The organism is Paraburkholderia nemoris, from assembly GCF_905221015.1.
Taxonomy (GTDB): Bacteria; Pseudomonadota; Gammaproteobacteria; order Burkholderiales; family Burkholderiaceae; genus Paraburkholderia; species Paraburkholderia nemoris.
This window is the reverse complement of the sequence record NZ_CAJNBO010000011.1, coordinates 134,067-150,894: the sequence shown is the minus strand read 5'-3', so window position 1 is coordinate 150,894 and position 16,828 is coordinate 134,067. Positions and strand designations below refer to the sequence as shown.

At 61.7% G+C, this 16,828-nt stretch carries 16 protein-coding genes and 1 pseudogene; 7 read left to right on the top strand and 10 right to left on the bottom strand.

Annotation, left to right across the window (positions count from 1 at the left end; genetic code table 11):
* Window positions 1–35: 35 nt before the first annotated feature.
* Window positions 36–980, bottom strand: a complete 945-nt coding sequence (locus KHO33_RS18690; protein ID WP_200561021.1) for an AEC family transporter — start codon at window positions 978–980, stop codon at window positions 36–38.
* Window positions 981–1,107: 127 nt separating this feature from the next.
* Here KHO33_RS18690 and KHO33_RS18685 point away from each other — a divergent pair, with 127 nt between their 5' ends.
* Window positions 1,108–1,974 (top strand): LysR family transcriptional regulator, encoded by an 867-nt coding sequence (locus KHO33_RS18685; protein ID WP_200561019.1) that lies wholly within the window; start codon window positions 1,108–1,110, stop codon window positions 1,972–1,974.
* 9 nt (window positions 1,975–1,983) lie between these two features.
* Here the strand turns inward: KHO33_RS18685 and KHO33_RS18680 are convergent, their stop codons facing one another.
* Window positions 1,984–2,655 (bottom strand): VC0807 family protein, encoded by a 672-nt coding sequence (locus KHO33_RS18680; RefSeq protein ID WP_200561018.1) that lies wholly within the window; start codon window positions 2,653–2,655, stop codon window positions 1,984–1,986.
* 258 nt (window positions 2,656–2,913) lie between these two features.
* On the opposite strand from KHO33_RS18680, the gene KHO33_RS18675 reads away from it, so the two are divergent.
* The gene (locus KHO33_RS18675) at window positions 2,914–3,450 is read left to right on the top strand and encodes a GNAT family N-acetyltransferase (RefSeq protein ID WP_054034025.1); all 537 of its coding nucleotides are present in this window, start codon (window positions 2,914–2,916) and stop codon (window positions 3,448–3,450) included.
* Between the two features lie 113 nt (window positions 3,451–3,563).
* Here the strand turns inward: KHO33_RS18675 and KHO33_RS18670 are convergent, their stop codons facing one another.
* The gene (locus KHO33_RS18670) at window positions 3,564–4,304 is read right to left on the bottom strand and encodes a GNAT family N-acetyltransferase (protein WP_054034022.1); all 741 of its coding nucleotides are present in this window, start codon (window positions 4,302–4,304) and stop codon (window positions 3,564–3,566) included.
* Window positions 4,305–4,413: 109 nt separating this feature from the next.
* Between KHO33_RS18670 and pdxR the strand changes: the two genes are divergently transcribed.
* Window positions 4,414–5,925: a MocR-like pyridoxine biosynthesis transcription factor PdxR gene (gene pdxR / locus KHO33_RS18665; RefSeq protein WP_200561016.1), complete on the top strand. Its 1,512-nt coding sequence runs from the start codon at window positions 4,414–4,416 to the stop codon at window positions 5,923–5,925.
* A 224-nt stretch (window positions 5,926–6,149) separates the two neighbouring features.
* Window positions 6,150–6,482 carry a hypothetical protein gene (locus KHO33_RS18660; RefSeq protein WP_054034020.1) on the top strand — a complete coding sequence of 111 codons (333 nt, stop codon included), beginning with the start codon at window positions 6,150–6,152 and terminating at the stop codon, window positions 6,480–6,482.
* 69 nt (window positions 6,483–6,551) lie between these two features.
* On the opposite strand, the gene KHO33_RS18655 is transcribed toward KHO33_RS18660, so the two are convergent.
* A complete protein-coding gene (locus tag KHO33_RS18655) occupies window positions 6,552–7,358 on the bottom strand; it encodes an aminoglycoside phosphotransferase family protein (RefSeq protein WP_054034018.1) in 807 nt (268 codons plus the stop codon).
* A 6-nt stretch (window positions 7,359–7,364) separates the two neighbouring features.
* Window positions 7,365–8,021, bottom strand: a complete 657-nt coding sequence (locus tag KHO33_RS18650; protein WP_054034016.1) for an aspartate/glutamate racemase family protein — start codon at window positions 8,019–8,021, stop codon at window positions 7,365–7,367.
* Between KHO33_RS18650 and KHO33_RS18645 the strand changes: the two genes are divergently transcribed.
* Window positions 8,001–8,981: a GNAT family N-acetyltransferase gene (locus KHO33_RS18645; RefSeq protein WP_234475676.1), complete on the top strand. Its 981-nt coding sequence runs from the start codon at window positions 8,001–8,003 to the stop codon at window positions 8,979–8,981. The two genes, KHO33_RS18650 and KHO33_RS18645, sit on opposite strands and share 21 nt — an antisense overlap.
* A 166-nt stretch (window positions 8,982–9,147) precedes the next feature.
* Here KHO33_RS18645 and KHO33_RS18640 read toward each other — a convergent pair whose 3' ends face one another.
* The 3 genes and pseudogenes from KHO33_RS18640 to KHO33_RS18630 all read right to left on the bottom strand — a co-directional run bounded on the left by KHO33_RS18640 (window position 9,148) and on the right by KHO33_RS18630 (window position 12,880).
* The gene (locus KHO33_RS18640; RefSeq protein WP_054034014.1) at window positions 9,148–9,399 is read right to left on the bottom strand and encodes a hypothetical protein; all 252 of its coding nucleotides are present in this window, start codon (window positions 9,397–9,399) and stop codon (window positions 9,148–9,150) included.
* Between the two features lie 183 nt (window positions 9,400–9,582).
* A complete protein-coding gene (locus KHO33_RS18635) occupies window positions 9,583–11,526 on the bottom strand; it encodes a putative bifunctional diguanylate cyclase/phosphodiesterase (RefSeq protein ID WP_200561014.1) in 1,944 nt (647 codons plus the stop codon).
* Between the two features lie 636 nt (window positions 11,527–12,162).
* Window positions 12,163–12,880, bottom strand: a pseudogene (locus KHO33_RS18630) (transposase).
* Between the two features lie 418 nt (window positions 12,881–13,298).
* Here KHO33_RS18630 and KHO33_RS18625 point away from each other — a divergent pair.
* A complete protein-coding gene (locus tag KHO33_RS18625) occupies window positions 13,299–13,883 on the top strand; it encodes a flavin reductase family protein (protein WP_054034001.1) in 585 nt (194 codons plus the stop codon).
* Between the two features lie 39 nt (window positions 13,884–13,922).
* Here the strand turns inward: KHO33_RS18625 and KHO33_RS18620 are convergent, their stop codons facing one another.
* On the bottom strand, window positions 13,923–14,408 hold the full coding sequence (locus KHO33_RS18620) for a GNAT family N-acetyltransferase (protein ID WP_054033999.1): 486 nt from the start codon (window positions 14,406–14,408) through the stop codon (window positions 13,923–13,925).
* Window positions 14,409–14,566: 158 nt separating this feature from the next.
* Here KHO33_RS18620 and thrS point away from each other — a divergent pair, with 158 nt between their 5' ends.
* A complete protein-coding gene (gene thrS / locus KHO33_RS18615; RefSeq protein WP_328821142.1) occupies window positions 14,567–15,970 on the top strand; it encodes a threonine--tRNA ligase in 1,404 nt (467 codons plus the stop codon).
* Window positions 15,971–16,091: 121 nt separating this feature from the next.
* On the opposite strand, the gene KHO33_RS18610 is transcribed toward thrS, so the two are convergent.
* A complete protein-coding gene (locus tag KHO33_RS18610) occupies window positions 16,092–16,823 on the bottom strand; it encodes a maleate cis-trans isomerase family protein (RefSeq protein WP_200561012.1) in 732 nt (243 codons plus the stop codon).
* Window positions 16,824–16,828: the final 5 nt, after the last annotated feature.

Genomic DNA, 16,828 nt, shown 5'->3' with positions numbered 1-16,828 from the left:
GCGAGGCGCGGAATGCTGGATATTCCCCGCGCCGCTTACGTACGATGCCCCATCACCAGCAGCAATAACGAAAGGGTCACCACCGACCCCACCGTCGATAGCAAAATCGTGCGTGACGTGATGTGCGCCTCGCGTCGGTAGAACTCGGCCAGCATGAACGGGCCGGTGCCGGTGGGCAACGCGGCCAGCACAACAGCCATCTCAACCAGCGTGGACGAGAGCCCGAACACGCGCGCCGCGAGCCACCAGGTCAGCGCCGGCTGCCCCACCAGCTTGACGCCGGTCAGCAGCAGCGAGATGCCGCCTGCACCAGCCTCGGACGGACGCTTTTCCGCGAGGAACAAGCCAAGGCTGACCAGCGCGCACGGACTGGCGGCGCCGCTCAGCAGCTTCAGAAACGTCTCCGCGCTTTGCGGCAACGCGACATGGGTGCTCGCGAACAGCACACCCGCAATCGGCGACACGATCAACGGATTACGCGCCAGCGAGCCCAACACTTTCAACCCCAATTTGTGCGGCGTGCGTTCGGTCTGCAGTCCGACTTCGATCAGCACGATGGCAAGCGCAAAAAGTACGCACGCGACGAGGATCGTGGCGATCGTGGTCGGTGTCAGGCTGGCTGAGCCGAACGCGATCATGCCGAGCGGAAAGCCGATGTAGCCGGTGTTCGGATACGACGCTGCAATCGCATCGACGCTTGCGTCGGCCAGATGCCGGCCGCCGATCATCCGCATGGCGAGAATCGGCAGAAATGCGCCGAGGCACCCGATCGAGAACGCCGCGACGAAGGCAGGCTGATAAAGCTGTTGCCATGTGGCATGCGCCATCGTGTCGAACAGCAGCGCCGGCAGCGCCAGCCAGACGACGAAGCGGTTCAGTTCGGACGCGGAGTTCGGTCCGAGCACGCCGCGCCGGCGGCATGCAAAGCCCGCGAAAATCAGGCCGAACACGGGAAGCAGAATCTCTAGAGTAGCTAACATCGATTGAATAGAAAGCGTGGGCGCAGGGAGCGATGCGCCAGCGTAGTGGCTTGCGTTGATACAATCCAATACTGTTTTCTGCCATCAACAATACCTTTTCTGCATCGTCATTCAGCACGAGGGCGTCGTGATCGATATCAAGCCGTTGCGCTACTTCGTGACACTCGCCGAGACGCGGCATTTCGGCCGCGCGGCAGCGCGCCTGAATCTATCGCAACCACCGTTGAGCCGGCAACTGGCGGCACTGGAGGCGAACCTGGGCGTGACGCTGCTCGAGCGCAGTCCGCGCAGCGTCACGCTGACCGCGGCGGGCGAGCGCTTTTACGCCGATGCGAAGGCGATCCTTGCGTCGGTGGAGCAAGCGGTCAGCAATGCCCGGGCGGCGGCACATGGCGACGCCGGCAAGCTCGCCATCGGCTTCACGATGTGCGCTGCATACAGCGTTGTGCCCGGCTATGCGCGCGCGTTCGGCGCCGCGTTTCCCGAGGTTGCATTGAACCTGCGCGAGGTCGTGTCGAACGATCTTGCCGCGCAAGTGCTGGCCGGCCAGATCGACGCCGCGATCATGTTTCCAGGCGTGCCCGACAAGGGTATCGCGACCCTGACGATCCTCCGCGAGCCTTTGTGCGTTGCGCTGTCACGCAGCCATCCGAGAGCACGCGCGCGGCGTTTGAAAATCGCGCAACTGGCGGGCGAACCATTCGTGCTGGCGTCCGAGGAAGTCGCGCCGAGCTTGCACACGACGATTCTCGAGCATTGCCGTTCGGGCGGCTTCGAAGCGGATATCCGCTTCGAAGTGCAGTTGCAGCAGACCGTGCTCAGTCTCGTCGATGAAGGGGTAGGAGTGGCGCTGGTGCCGGCCTCGATGCGCAAAGCGCAACTTGCGGGCGTGGTGTTCCGGCCGTTGGTCGATGCGCCGCTGATCGAGCAGGTGCTGGCGTGGTCGCCGGCCAATCGCAATCCGTGTCTCGCGCGGTTTCTCGAGATGGCGTGAGGGGCGGCTTCATGAATTCGCCAGACGGTCCGTGGCGTTTGCAGGGTCGGCCGGATCGGCTGGATAGCGCATGGCGTCCTGCTTGAGGCGTTGCCGGCACCAGAACGTCCATGCCGTTAAGCCGGCATAGACGCCGTAACGCAGCACGACGGAGGCCAACTCCGAGCGAGGATCGTTCGGCCACTGCCAGATGATCAGGCTGCGCAAGAGGTTCTCGCCGGTCATGCCCAGGCCCCATACGAGCGTCATCAACCGGATATAGGCGACGAGCGTAGGGCGTTCGCGCCAATGTTTTTCGTAGCTTTCGACGCTGCGATGATCTTCGCGTGCCATCGTGGAACGGCCGAGGTAGTACACGAGCGGCCGCGGCAACGCCAGGGAGACGAGGAACGACGCGCCGATCATCCCTGAGACCATTGGATCTTCCAGCGCTCGCATGTGCGCGCTACCCCCGGCGGCCATTGCAAGCAGCGACAGCACGATGCCGGCCAGCACGATTGCACTGAGCGCGTCGAAATGGCGATAGCGGACAAGGTCCCAGCTCATCCACGCGATCAAGGGCAGTGCCGATGCAACCAGCGCGCCGAGTTGGCCGTAGTGAGGGAACGCAAGCCGGTAGGCGAGCCAGGGAAAGGCGACGTTCACGACCAGCGCGGAGAGGTAACGCAAGCGGGCTTTCATGGACGGAGCGGCAGTGAACGTGGCAATGATGGCGAATCGCGCACGCCGGTCTGAGACGTGCTGATCGCATCGGCGTGGCTGCACATGCTTATCCAGGGAGTGTAGGGCGAAGCCCCTTCGCCTACCAGCGTTTGCAGTGGGTGAGAGCGCCGCCTGGATTTTGGCCGCGAACCTGGCGCGCAAAAAATCTGCGATCATCCGAGGCACTCTTCAAAGCTTCTCGACCTCATAGCGTCTACGCCAACCACCCGCCCGCCTATGTCCAATCGCCCCACGCTCCTCACCACCGACCGCCTGATCATGCGTCCGCACGCGCGCGACGATTTCCTCGAGAGTTATGCGATGTGGTCCGATCCCGAAGTGATCCGTTACATCGGCGGCAAGCCGTTTACGCGCGAAGAAGTCTGGGCGCGCCTGCTGCGCTACGCCGGGCATTGGGCGATGCTGGGATACGGCTATTGGGTGGTGCGGGAAAAGGACAGCGGCCGGTTCCTGGGCGAAGTCGGCTTTGCCGATTACCACCGTGAGATCGAGCCTTCCTTGCTGGACACACCTGAAATCGGTTGGGCGTTGGACCCTGCCGTCCACAACCGCGGCTACGCGACCGAAGCCGTGCGCGCTGCGCTCGGTTGGGCCGATGCGAATTGGCCAGGCGGCGAGACGGCCTGCATCATCGCGCCGGAAAACCAGCCTTCGCTGAACGTGGCGCGCAAGTGCGGTTATCGTGAGCAACTCCGCACGACGTACAAAGGCAACCCGACCATCCTGCTGCGGCGAACGGCAGGCGTTGCCTGAGTCGTCGCGCGGCACTCGACTGAAGTCTATTTAGTCTCTGAAGTCTCGGCATCGACGAGCCGGCCCGAGCCGGTCTTCTGGCCGGCTCGCAACCAGACCGCAACGGCGCTGGCTTATTGACCGCTTTCGCTCGTCGTCGCCCGCTGCCGCGCGATCAGGTCCACCAGCCGCTCAACCTGCTTGCCCTGCGCATCGAAATTGCCTGCATCGAGCCAGCGTGCATAGCTCGGACGCAGCGCAGGCCATTCGCTGTCGATGATCGAAAACCACGCTGTATCGCGATTGCGTTCGCGATACACGATCGCCTGCCGGAAGATTCCTTCGAACGTAAAGCCATAGCGCAACGCCGCCGTGCGCGATGGTCCATTGAGCGAATCGCACTTCCATTCGAAGCGGCGATAGCCGAGGTCGTCGAATACATGGTTCATCAGCAGGAACATCGCTTCGGTGGCGATGCGGGTGCGCTTCAGGCGCGGCGAATAGGTGACGTGCCCGACTTCGATCACGCCGTTCGCGCGGTCGATGCGCATCAGCGCGAGCGTGCCGACCGCCTTGCCGGTGGCCAGATCGATCACCGCGTAGTGCAGCGGATCAGGCGATGCGGCCATACGCGTCAGATGCTCGCGATACGCGGCAAGGCTCTCGAACGGACCGACCGTCAGATAGGTCCAGTCGCGGCCATCGGGCGCCGAGCTGTAGGCCTCGTACAGGTCTGCCGCATGGCGTTCGACGTCCACCGGTTCGATCCGGCAATAGCTGCCCACCAGCGGCTCGCGGCCGGGCGCCTGGGCGCCTTTCCAATCCGGCACGGGGACGCCAATCGGCTGCTCGAACGCATTACGTCTGGGTTCCATGTCTGCTCTCCTGTCGATAGTTGGATGGTCGATGCTTATGGAGAACGATACGGCAAACGTGGTATGTTAAAAAGATCCAGCAGAACAGCATTTGATAGGTCCAGCCAGGATGATCGAAATCATTGGCCCGCTCGCCAACCCGACCGCCGCGACCATCGCCGGCAGCGGTGAAAAGTCCGTGCCGCTGCAAAAGCAACTGATCGAACGTCTGCAGCAAGCGATCCTTACGGGGCGTTTGCCGGCTGGGTCATTGCTGCCGTCGTCGCGCTTGTTGGCAGCGGAAATGGGCGTGTCGCGCAACACGGTGGTGATCGCGTACGAGCATCTGGCCGCAGTGGGCTATGTGGTGGCCGACAAAAAGGGCACGCGCGTGAGTCCGCTCTCCAGCCCGTCGGCACGCGGTGAAACACGGACATCGTCGGCCGCGCCGGAGGTCGCCTACGCGGCGCGCGTCGAGCAATTCTCGGCGACGCGCACCCATGCCGACAACACCTTACCGCTGACACCGGGCACGCCCGCGCTGGACCGCTTTCCACTGGCCGCCTGGCGGCGCGTGCTCGAACGTTCGATGGAGCGCGCGTTGCCGCTCGCGCTCGGCTACGGCGACCCGGCGGGCGAACCGGCGCTGCGCGACGCGATCGCCGCGCATTTGCGGATGGCGCGTGGTGTGCGCTGCGAGGGCTCGCAGGTGGTCATCACCGAAGGCGCGCAGGAAGCGCTGAACCTGTGCGTGCGGCTATTCACCAATCCGGGCGACGTCGCGTGGGTTGAAGATCCTGGCTATCGCGGCGCCAAAGCTGCTTTCAACCTCGGTGATCTGAGCATGGTGCCGATGCCGGTCGATCCCGAAGGCATCGCGGTGCCACCCGACGCGTGGCGCACGCATCCTCCCAAGCTGATCTACACGTCGCCCGCGCATCAGTACCCGACCGGTGCGGTGTTGTCGGTGGCGCGCCGGCTTGAACTGATCGCGCAGGCGCGCCGCTGCGGCGCGTGGCTGATCGAGGACGACTACGACGGCGAATTCCGCCATACCGGCGAGCCGATCGCCAGCATGCAAGGGCTGGTCGAGGACGCGCCGGTTCTGTACGTCGGCTCATTCAGCAAAACGATGTTTCCGGCGCTGCGCATCGGCTTCGTGGTGTTGCCGCGCGTGATCGCCGCGCACACGGCCGTCGCATTGCAGGAGATGTTGCGCGGCGGGCATCGTCTGGAGCAACTGGCGCTCGCGCATTTCATCGATAGCGGCGAATTCGGGCGGCATCTGGGCCGCATGCGACGTTTGTATCGGGAGCGCCAGCAGGCGCTGCGCGATGCGCTCACCATGCATTTCGCGCCGTCGCAGATTCTGGGCGGCAATTGCGGCATGCATCTGACGCTGCGCTTGCCGCCGCATATTTCCGATCGGACCCTCGCAGAACGCGCGCTTGCCAGGCGGCTCAATCCGCGTCCGTTGTCGGGTTTTGCACTGCAGCAGCGCGAGGAGGCGAACGGGCTGGTGATCGGCTACGGCAGCACGTCAGCCGAACAACTGGCGCTCGCTGTTCGCGTATTGGCCACGCTGGTGCGGGAGATGGCGGGCGAGTCGGGTAGCCGGTCGACAACCCGGCGCGCCGTGTAACTTTTTACGTCTGTCCGCGCGGCCCATGTCGCGCTATCGTGTCGTCTATGCGCGGCGAATTCGAAGTGCGCGACGTCGACGAATCGCCCGCAGGTCATGCCCAGCGCACCGCCCTGCAGCACCGCGTGGCATGCGGCGCGCGCCTGCCGGGCCGCTACCGCGCTCGGGCATGAAGAATGCCTTGCTTGTGGTTATCTTTGACGATTTATCCGACCGGAGACGACATGAAGGAAATCGAACCGACCGCCTGGTTTGAGCTGGCTGCCCATACGCCTGTCCATGAAGGCTGGTACGAGGTGCAGCTGACGAGCGGCGACACGGCATTTGCGAAATATGGCGACGGCGTATGGACCGAGAAACCGCTGCTGGTGTTCACGCACTGGCGCGGCCTTTCCTCTGACCCTTCGAAAGCTGCGGACGGCGAGGCAGAATCGATTGGCGCGGAGGCCACCGCGGCCCAGGGCGTGCGCGCCGCATGGAACGCGTTCTTCCCGGGGCTCGGCGAAGATCAGCATAAACCGCTGGACGCTCTGCCTAACGGCAAAGCTCCGCATTAACTGACGCAGGGTTTGGGCGGCGGCTTGCGGGCTGCTGCCCAAGGCAGTTTCCTCTTCAGCTCCAAGCAGTCACTTCCGCTTCAACGCCTCCGCCGCTTTTCTGCCGATGTCTATATCGATGTCCGGTGTCTCGCCCGTTTCGAGAATCCACGCCGCTGACAATCCCGACCAGGCGAGAATCCATTGCAGCAGACGGTGTCTGTCGAGCCCGGCGACGTGCGCCACGCGTTCGACGCGGCGCTCGAACCGTCCAGGTACTAGCGCGGACTCCTCGTCCGGATTACAGAAGATATTCGCGTAGTCGAAGCCGCGTTCGCCATAGAGACCTTTCGGGTCGATCGCCAGCCAGCCACGCGCGCCGAAATCGAGGACGTTGCCGTGATGAATGTCGCCGTGCAGCACAACCGAATCTTGCGGCGCGGCGAGTAGGGCTTGCGCTGTCGCGGCACTGTCGGAGAGCCAGCCGCCGTATTGCTGCGCTGCGGGCCAGAGACTCTCGAACCAGCGTGGTAAGCCGATCAGGTCGGGCAGCGGTTTGTTACGTGGTGCGTGGAGTCGTGCCGCGGCGGCACAGAGGATGTCGATGGCGTGGTCGTCCGCCTCATCGTCGCCCGTACGGGCCTGGTCCGCTAACGCGTGATTGCTTTGGGCGCGCTCCAACAGCAGGGCGTCGGCATCGTGGGCGAGCACGCGGGCCGCGCCGTCGCCGTCCCACCACACCATCAACTGCGCGCCGAATTTCTCTTCGGGTTCCTGCGCAACTTTCAGCATCGCGGCGACGCCATGCTGACGCACCGGCAGCAGCCGGCTGCTATGCGTGCGAATCGGCTCGCCGTCCGGCAGCAAGTCCCATTTGACGAGGTACTCGGCGAACATCGCGCTTCAGGCTGCGAGTGTGGCCGCGTGGACTGCGGCGGCGAGGGCGATGGCTGGTGTGGTGAAAGGCTTCGCTCCGCTTTTGACCAGGTAAGCCGCACCGGCCATCGATGTTTGTGCGAACGCTACGACGTTCGCGCCGTTTTCGTAGGCTGCATCCGCAGCGGTGGCGATCATGGATAGATAGCCTGCTGTGTCGTCTGCTCTGAAACGGTCCCATGCGCCGCTTACCAACTGAACCTCGACTTCTGCGGTGGTGTGGGCGGCGGCTTGAGCGAACACGCGGGTGGTGGGTTCGAGTGTGGTTGATACGGTGCATAGCACGACAACCTTGCCGCCGTTTTCCACGGCGCGCTGAGCCAGCGCCGCGTCGGCCCGTAAAATGGGTACCGGCGCGGCTTGTGCGGCTAGGGCGTCGTTCACTGATGGCCCGAGCGTCGAGCAGTTGAGCAATACGGCGTGGGCGTTGTCCTTCAGCGTGAGGAGCACCTCGCGGGTTTGCGATGCGATCGCCTCGGTCAAGCCGCCGGCCTGCTCAGCGGCGGCGAGCAAGTCGGCGCGGACCACGTGCGTTAATTCGAGCGCCTCGAGTCCGGCGGCGCGGGCTGCGGCATCGAACAACGCGATGTTGCTGTCAGCAGTGTGCAAGCAAACGATGCGCACGGTTTCTCCAACGGTTTGTGGTGGGTTTGTATTCTCGCCTGGAAATGGCTACGCGTCGTGCCGGATGACGGCATTCGATCGGCGCCGCGACCCCCGTGGCATGCCACTCGTCAGCAATGGGCACCGACCGGGCAACTGTCTGCATTCGACGTCGACGCCGAGATCATCGACAATCGTCCCTGCAGGCTCAAACCGTTGCACCTTGTAGATAACGATACTGAAATGCTCAATCTTTCCGATAACCTGGGTCTAGCTACTGATCTATTGCTGCACGCAGAAACCGGTATGGTCGAGTCGCAGGATGACTACGTCGTCGTCCGGACACCGGACGCACCAGAATATTTTTTTGGCAACATGCTCGTCCTGGAGCAACGACCTTCGGGAACCGATCTAAAACGGCTGGAGGCTGATTTTGCCCAATTTGTCGGGATCCCACCGCTGATCGCACATCGCACGTTTGCCTGGCCGGAAAGAGCAGACAGTGTTGTGAATCTCGACGCATTCGTTGAGCAAGGTTACGACGCAACGGTTTGTCGTGTGCTGGCTGCGCATCCAAATGACATACGATCAGTTGCGACCAACTCATTGGTCGAAGTCCGCAAGTTTGGGACGCAGAAGGATTGGGACGATTGGTCTCGAATGCAGCTCGCCGACATGTCCAATCCGTCGAACATTACCTCACAGCGATACTTGGCACATCAACAGACCGCCTACAGGACTCTAATTGCCCGCGGTCTTGGAAACTGGTGGGGAGCGTTTATCAATGAAGAACAGGTGGGAAGTCTGGGCTTATTCTTCCTCGGCGGCATTGGGCGTTTCCAATCGGTTCTTACCGCGGAACAGCATCGAAACCGAAATGTTTGTAAGACCTTGGTGAGCGAGGTTATCAAACTGACGGCCGGACAATCAGACCGGCTCGTCATGGTTGCAGATGAAAGCATGTTCCGGACAAACCCGTGAGCAGCTGCGCGCGGCGCGCAACGGCTAGAAGCTAGCCCTTCACGTGACGACTCCGATGCCAGAATGTGGCAATCGTATTCTCGGTGCGACGCGCATATGAGCTTCCCGATCCGAAGGAAGAGAACCAATGATCTCAATTACCAATTCGTTTGCCGCGAGGCGACCCCTATCCGTGCCCTGTCACGAATTTTTTCGTCGCGTGATAGCCGTGCTTTGTTGAATCGGCAACGGCATGGCCGGCCTTTTTCGTACCGTGGCCGACCGCGTGCGCGGCATCGCGCACAGCATGTCCGCTCTTCTTCCCTGCCGTCTTGACATCGTTCTTGAACTCGTGAGCACCTGTGGCCAGACTCGCATGAGCCAGCGGGCTAAGCACGGCCAACACGAACAGAATGATCGAAATTCCCTTCTTCTTCATCACTTTGGTTTTCCCACTTAAGATTGCAACAGGCGGAGCGATAACTGATGTCTCAAACCGTCGCAACGCGAACGGCAAATACCGGCTTCGGTCCTTGAATTAAGCGGCTTCGTGGACGCTAACAATGTGATGGCGCAAGCCAACCCGAATTCTTGTCCCCCAACGGAGCGCTTTGGGAAGATCTTACCTGCTCTTGCGAGCCAAATAAGATTGCACCGGCACGACATCGTGGCAACTCGCAAGAGAACCACCCGCGTGCGTTTCCATCTCGAGAAGCATGTCGGCAGGAACCGCGCTGGACCATAGGTAACCCTGCCCCATGTCGCAGCCGATGCCAGCGAGCCAGTCGGCCAGCTCGCGCGTCTCGACGCCTTCGGCCACCACCGTGAGCCCCACGCCGTGAGCCATCGCGACGATGGCTTCCACGAGCACGCGGTTTTTTGGGCAACCGGTGGCCGACTGCGTGAACGAGCGGTCGATCTTCAACGTAGCAAAGGGAAAGCGCGTGAGGTAGCCGAGCGCCGAGTAGCCGGTGCCGAAATCGTCGATGGCGATGCGCACGCCCATCTGGTTTAAGGCGTTTAGCGTGTCGAGCGTGGTCGCATGGTTGACGAGCAGCAGCCCCTCGGTGATCTCCAATTCAAGCCATTCCGGCCGGCAGCCGGTGTCGCGCAGGACCTGCTGCACGACGGTCGGCAGGTGGCTCAGGTGAAACTGGCTCGGCGACAGGTTGACGGCGATGTGTCGCTGGCCCTCCTGCCACGAGTTCCATCGGCAGACGACGCTGCATGCCTTGCGCATGACCTGCTCGGCGATCGGCACGATCAAACCCGTCTCCTCGGCGATGCCGATGAAGTCGGACGGTGGTATCCAGCCGAGCTCTGGATGCATCCAGCGCAACAGCGCCTCCGCGCCGACGATGCAGCCGGTCGCGAGATCGATCAGCGGCTGGTAGTGGACGTCGAGTTCACCGCGAGCGATGCCGCGGCGCAAGTCCGCTTCGAGACGCAAGCGTTCGGTGGCGTTGTCCGTGATATCGCGCGTATAGAACTGCACGTTGTTGCGCCCGGTCTCCTTGGCGTGATAGAGGGCGCCGTCGGCATAGCGGACGAGTTGTTCTGTGGCGTCGCCATGATCGGGATAGACGGCAATGCCGATGCTCGCCTGGACCACGAGCGCCCGGCCCTCGAGCTGCATCGGAGCGGCCACGGTTGACAGTACGCGGTCGGCGAGGCCGCGCAGTTCCGCGGCGTTGCGAACGTGCGGCGCGACGATGATGAATTCGTCGCCGCCGAGACGGGCCACGGTGTCCGTGGCGCGCACGCTCGCTTCGAGCCGCCGCGCGACCTCGCACAGCAATTGATCGCCGGTGACGTGGCCGAACGTGTCGTTGATGGTCTTGAAGCGGTCGAGGTCCATCATCAGGACGCCGACCCTGCTGCCTTCCTGGCCAGCCTGCTGCAACTCCTGCAAAATGCGCTCGTTGAACTGGGCGCGATTTGCAAGCCCGGTCAGCGTGTCGAAATACGCGAGCTGATGGATCTTGCTCCGGTACTCGTAGACTTCGGTCATGTCGCGCGCGACAGCGAGCAGGCCGAGCACTTTGCCGTTGGCGTCGCGCTCGAGGCGCAGCCGCGTATGGAAAGTTCGCTGGATGCCGTCCGAGCCACGGGCTTTCCATTCGACGTCGGAGTCCCTGCCCGTTTCGATGGCCTGTCGGATTTGCTCGTGGTACGTGTGCTGCTCCATCGAAAATGCGGAAATCTCCAGCACGGTCTTGCCGAGAAACGTCTCCGGCGGCCTGCCGGTGAAGCGCTCGTGAGCACCGTTGACATAGGTGCGGCGGCCTTCGCAATCGAAGCGGACGATGATGTCTGGCAGGTTTTCGGCGAGCGAACGAAACTCGCGCTCGTGGGCGGCCAGCAGCTCCTCCATGCGCTTGCGTTCGGTAATGTCCCGGCCGAACACCACGGCGCCCTCCATCAGCGAGCGAAGCTCCGCCTCCTGCTCACGAAGCGACCTTTCGACCAGCCTCGTCTCGGCAAGGTGGGAGAAACCTTGCTCGGAGGCTCGGCGATAGCGGCGGATTTTTAGCCACAGGAGGAATGTTCGTGTGGTGCTACGCATGGAGGGTCCTGTACTTTTTTCACGTTCTCGACAGGTAAACGGCGCGCGCTTAGGATTGGCGCAGGGAGAGGCTTGTAGGGATATCCTGATTTTGTTGTGAGTGGATACGCAAGTGGCGTGTTGGGCAGCCATGTCGCGTTTCGTTAAGGGACATCGACATGCTCCGCCCCAAAGCGGCGCTATCCTCCAACCTTGCCTCATGAGGCCTGCTGGATTGCTTCAAACGATCGGTCAACACGGTCTGCTATTTCAATGGAAGATTCCGTGCTGGTGCAGCCCAACGCCTACCCTGGCGCATTGCAGGTATTTCGGGCCCGTGGCGCGAAAGTCGCATCGCTCCCGGAACGCTCTCGCAGGAGATTGTGGTCAACCTCCTCAAGCACGGGATAGATGAGCACGTGGCGCGCGTTCGACGTCGCTACCAGGAGCGACGCGATGCAATGCTCAACGCATTGCAAGCACATCTCGAGTCTTCGTCTGAGCTTTTCGACCGCCGATCCTCAACTCATGGACGAAGCAATTCGCCGGCTTGCCGACACCATAGCCGCCGCAATCAAAAACACAACTTCCGATTGAGGCTGTATTGGCGTAGCGCCTCTCAAACAAGCACGGTTTCCTTACTGGTTTATCTTTTGGTTAGCCCACGTGTGCGAGGTGGCGTGTCGTGGGAACCTTGGGGCGGCCGGTCGCGCAGCAGCAGGGGCATCAAACGCCGGTTGGCTGTCTGCGCCGCCCACTCGCAATATGCGGCGCTGCCGAGCACCCAGCCCTTGAGCGTCGACTGCATCAGGTCATTGACCTCGCGTTCATCAAGCGGCTGTACACCCAAATCGCGGTAAGCCTGCTGGCGCTCGGACGGCGTATTGCCGAGCGCCCGGTAGAGTGGATGGTCCTTGATGAAGTTATCGACACGCAGCCCGATGTGGTGCGTGTAGCTGGACCACTGGTAGTTTCCCGGCTCGGCTACAAGGCGGTTGCGCACCGGCGCATGATCGATGACCTGGCTTGCGAGCAGGAAATACCGATCGGGCTCAATCACTGTTGCCCGGTACTCGCCACGCCACATCGCACCGCGGCGCCCATGGCGGCGATTGAAGGTCTCGACATAGCGACGGCCTACCGCCTGCATCGCCACCGCCACGCTCGACTCGTATGAAGGCGTGACGAGGAACTGTATCGCGTCAGGCATGAGTACCCATGCGTGGACTGCCAGATCGGCGACGCGCGCTGCGTCCGCCAGGCAGGCGAGGAAGTACAGGTAGTCTCCTTCGTCCAGGAATGCGGGCCCCGTGAGCCCCTGCAAGATAACGTGCTGCGGTTGTTCTGGGACGTAGTGCCGTGCAAGCCGTGTCATGCTGAATTAACCGGAAATCTGATGTGAGAAAGCGATCCGACAGATATCGAACGCGCGACAGTAAGTCACGTGTGTATAGGAGGAAATTCTATCGGTCATATGCGTGCGTTTGCATCACGAACAGGCCTTTTTTATGGCCTCTTTTCGCTGATTTGCCGTTCGCAGCAGGCATCCAAAAGATAACGACAGGACAGGTTCGGCTGCCGTTGCGAGGGGCAATCTACAGACAAATTGCCGACACCCGGAAAGTGGTGCCATATGGAGCGGTGCTCTAATCGCACCGGATAAGTCGCAGGTGGCGTTTTCGGTGCCTGGAAGTAAAGGCGCGCAACGCGCGATGAGGGAATTGACGAGCAGGCACCCGCTTCGCGCGTCCCCGCTACAATCTGCCTGATCCATTTGACGCGGAAGAGCACGTATGAAAGTCACCCGGGAACCCGTCGCATTGTCGCGGGCCACGCAGTTACTGAATCATGGACCCGTCACGATCATTACCAGCGCGCACGGCGGGCGCTCGAACGTGATGGCCGCATCGTGGGCGATGCCGCTCGATTTCACCCCGCCGAAGGTGGTCGTGGTGGTGGACAGCCGCACGCTCACGCGGCAACTGATCGAAGCGAGCGGCGTTTTCGGGCTGCAACTGCCGAGCCGTGGATTTGCCGCACAGACGCTGGCAGTGGGAACGAACGCAGGCGCTGAACTCGACAAGTTCTCGGCCTTCGACCTCGAGACTTTCCCTGCACAAGAAATCGATGTACCGATGCTGGCGGGCTGCATCACGTGGATGGAATGCAAGGTGATTCCGGACGATAGCCAGCGGCACGATCTGATCATTGGCGAAGTGGTCGCCGCCTATGCGGACAGTCGCGTGTACTCGAACAACCGCTGGCACTTTGGCGATGATCCCGATCTGCGTACGTGTCATTACGTTGCGGGCGGGACGTTCTTCGCCACCGGCGACGCGTTTGAAGTCGCGCCGGTGGCGAGCGGCGTGGGGGATTGATCGGTTAGCGGCTACGTTTCTGTTCGGGCTAAGCGTGTCTCATGTATTGCCATCGGCAAACGCCGTGAGTGCCTCGCCTGCCAGCCGGTAGCGAACCCATTCGCTTTGCGCGCTCGCGCCGATCGATTCATAGAATCCGATCGCGGGTTCGTTCCAGTCGAGCACACTCCATTCGAAGCGCCCACAGCCTGTTTCGCAGGCAATTTGTGCAAGATGGCGCAGCATCTGTTTGCCCGCGCCACTGCCACGCGATGTCGGCGATATGTACAGGTCTTCCAGATAGAGCCCCTGTTTGCCGAGCCACGTCGAATAGGAAAAGAAGTAAACGCAGAAGCCGATCGGCTGGCCGTTCATTTCACAGATCAAAGCCTTCGCGGTCGACGTGGCCGAGAACAGGCTCGTTTCGATGTCTTCGACGGTCGCGACAACTTCGTGCTCCGCTTTTTCATACACCGCGAGTTCGGTGATGAAGCGGAGAATCAGGGTGGCGTCGACTGCGTGGGCGGGGCGGATGTGGATGGTCAAGATGAGATGCTCGGTCGGGTGTATGGTCGATCGAAGTTTAGCGAAAATGCGTCGGCTTCGGATCAAACATCCATCGTATCGCTTATCCAGATCGCGGTTGACGCGTCGCCACAAAATCGTTTACTGTCGATCCATGGACTTCCACTCGATTCCCTTCGCTGCCGTCACCACCACGACGACCACCTTCACAGGCGGGTCGTCTGGAGGTTGCGCACGCTAGAAGCAGGAAGCTGTGGCAGACCACCAAAGGCCCCGCCGGAAACGGACGGGGCCTTTGGCGTTTCTGGACCTCCGTTTGCGGCATCGATCCTCAGTCTCTGCAAGATCAAATCAAACGGAGTGTCATCGTGAACGACATCGACCATCGTGTACTGGGCAACAAACTCGACCTCTTCCATCAGCAGGAAGAAGGCGCCGGCATGGTTTTCTGGCACCCACGCGGCTGGGAGTTGTACCGCGTGCTGGAAGACTACATTCGTGCCCGCATGCGGCGCGCGGGCTTTCGCGAGATCCGTACGCCGCAACTGCTGGCGCGCTCGTTGTGGGAGAAAAGCGGTCACTGGGAGAAGTTCGGCGCGGCGATGTATTCGCTGGCCGACGCGGAAGAAGGGCGCGCGCTGTGTTTGAAGCCAATGAGCTGTCCGTGTCACGTGCAGGTGTTCAACCAGCGTGTGCGGTCGTATCGCGAGTTGCCGGTTCGTTATAGCGAATTCGGCGCGTGTCATCGTGACGAACCTTCGGGATCGCTTGAAGGGCTCAAGCGTACGCGCGCATTCGTGCAGGACGATGCGCATGTGTTTTGCACGGAGGCGCATATCGAAGTCGAAGTGGGGCGCTTCTGTTCGCTGCTGCGTGCTGTTTATGCGGACCTAGGTTTCCCGGACTTCAAAGTGGCGCTCGCTACACGGCCTGCGATGCGCGCGGGCAACGATCAAACGTGGGATCGTGCAGAAGAGGCGCTGGCCAATGCAGCGCGTGCAGCGAGCCTTGAATTCGACGTACTCGAAGGAGAGGGGGCGTTTTACGGCCCGAAGCTGGAGTTTCATCTAACGGATAGTCGAGAACGCAGCTGGCAATGCGGCACGATCCAACTCGATTTCGTGCTGCCCGATCGGCTCGACGCGGAGTTCGCTAACGAGCGCAACGAACGCGAGCGGCCGGTGATGATTCATCATGCTTTGCTCGGCAGCATGGAGCGCTTCATCGCGATGCTGCTCGAACATCACGAAGGATGGCTGCCGGTGTGGCTTGCGCCGGAGCAGGTCGTGGTCGCGACGATCAGTGATGCGCACGCAGCCTATGCGCAAGAGGTGATGCAGGCGCTTGACGACGCCGGCATCAGAGTGCTGCTCGACGGCCGACCGGAGCGATTGGAGAAGAAGATCGTCGACGCTCGCGAAAAGCAGGTGCCGATTTTCGTCGCAGTCGGTTCGCGCGATGAGCGCGATCGGACGATCAGCATTCGCATGCGCGATGGGCAGCAGTCGACGCTTGCGCTCGCCGAGGGCGTCGAGCATTTGCGGCTGTTTGCGTTGCCGCCTGCAACGAAGATGAAGCAATGAAACATGGTCAGCTTAAAGGCGCACGGACCTGCGCCTTTAAGTTACCGTTGTCACTTAGCCACTCAATTTCGTCGCAAACTAGACTCATGCGGTTTGCTCACTACACCCGTTCGAACCGCGTTCAATCCACCTCCTCAAACAATCTACCCCAGCTCCTAAGCGGCCTGGTGTCCACGCCCAACATTCTCAAAGATTTCCAAACGACGGTGGCCACCGTGTCATACGCGGGAATATCCGTCGCCATCTCAAACGCCCGCACCAGATGCGCCGCGTGCAGATTCGTGCAGAACGTTGTCACTGCATCCGGCCTCGCAAACGCGGCTTCACGCATCATGATCGCCAGTTGCGTATCCGGCACCTCGGCAAAACTGAAATTGTCCTGCAAGCCGAGATGTCGTTCGGAAACGCATTCGATGCCGAGCTTCTCGTAGTTGCGCACGATCCGCTGCTGAACCTCGTCGATATACGGCGACACCAAACCGAACCGCCGCACGCCTGTCTTGGCGAAAATCTCATTGAGCGCCAGTACGGAGGTCGTCGCGGGAATACCGGTCGCTTCAGTGATCTGGCGGCACAGCGCCTGGTCGCGTTCAAAACCGAGCCAGCCGGCCGAGGTGCCGCTCCAGCCGATCACGTCGACCCGTGCATCGGCCAACTGACACGCCGCTACGAGAATCCGGCTCGCGTCGAACTGGCCGAGTGCCTGCTCCGACAACGCGATCTCCGTGACCGTGAAGCGCGCAAAGTGTGCGCTGACGTGCGGCAGTTCGCTGAGCATGGCAGCAGTAATCGGCTCCAGCGCCGTGTTCGACGACGGCGTGAGGATGCCGAGCCGGATACTCCTGTGTCGCATCGTGG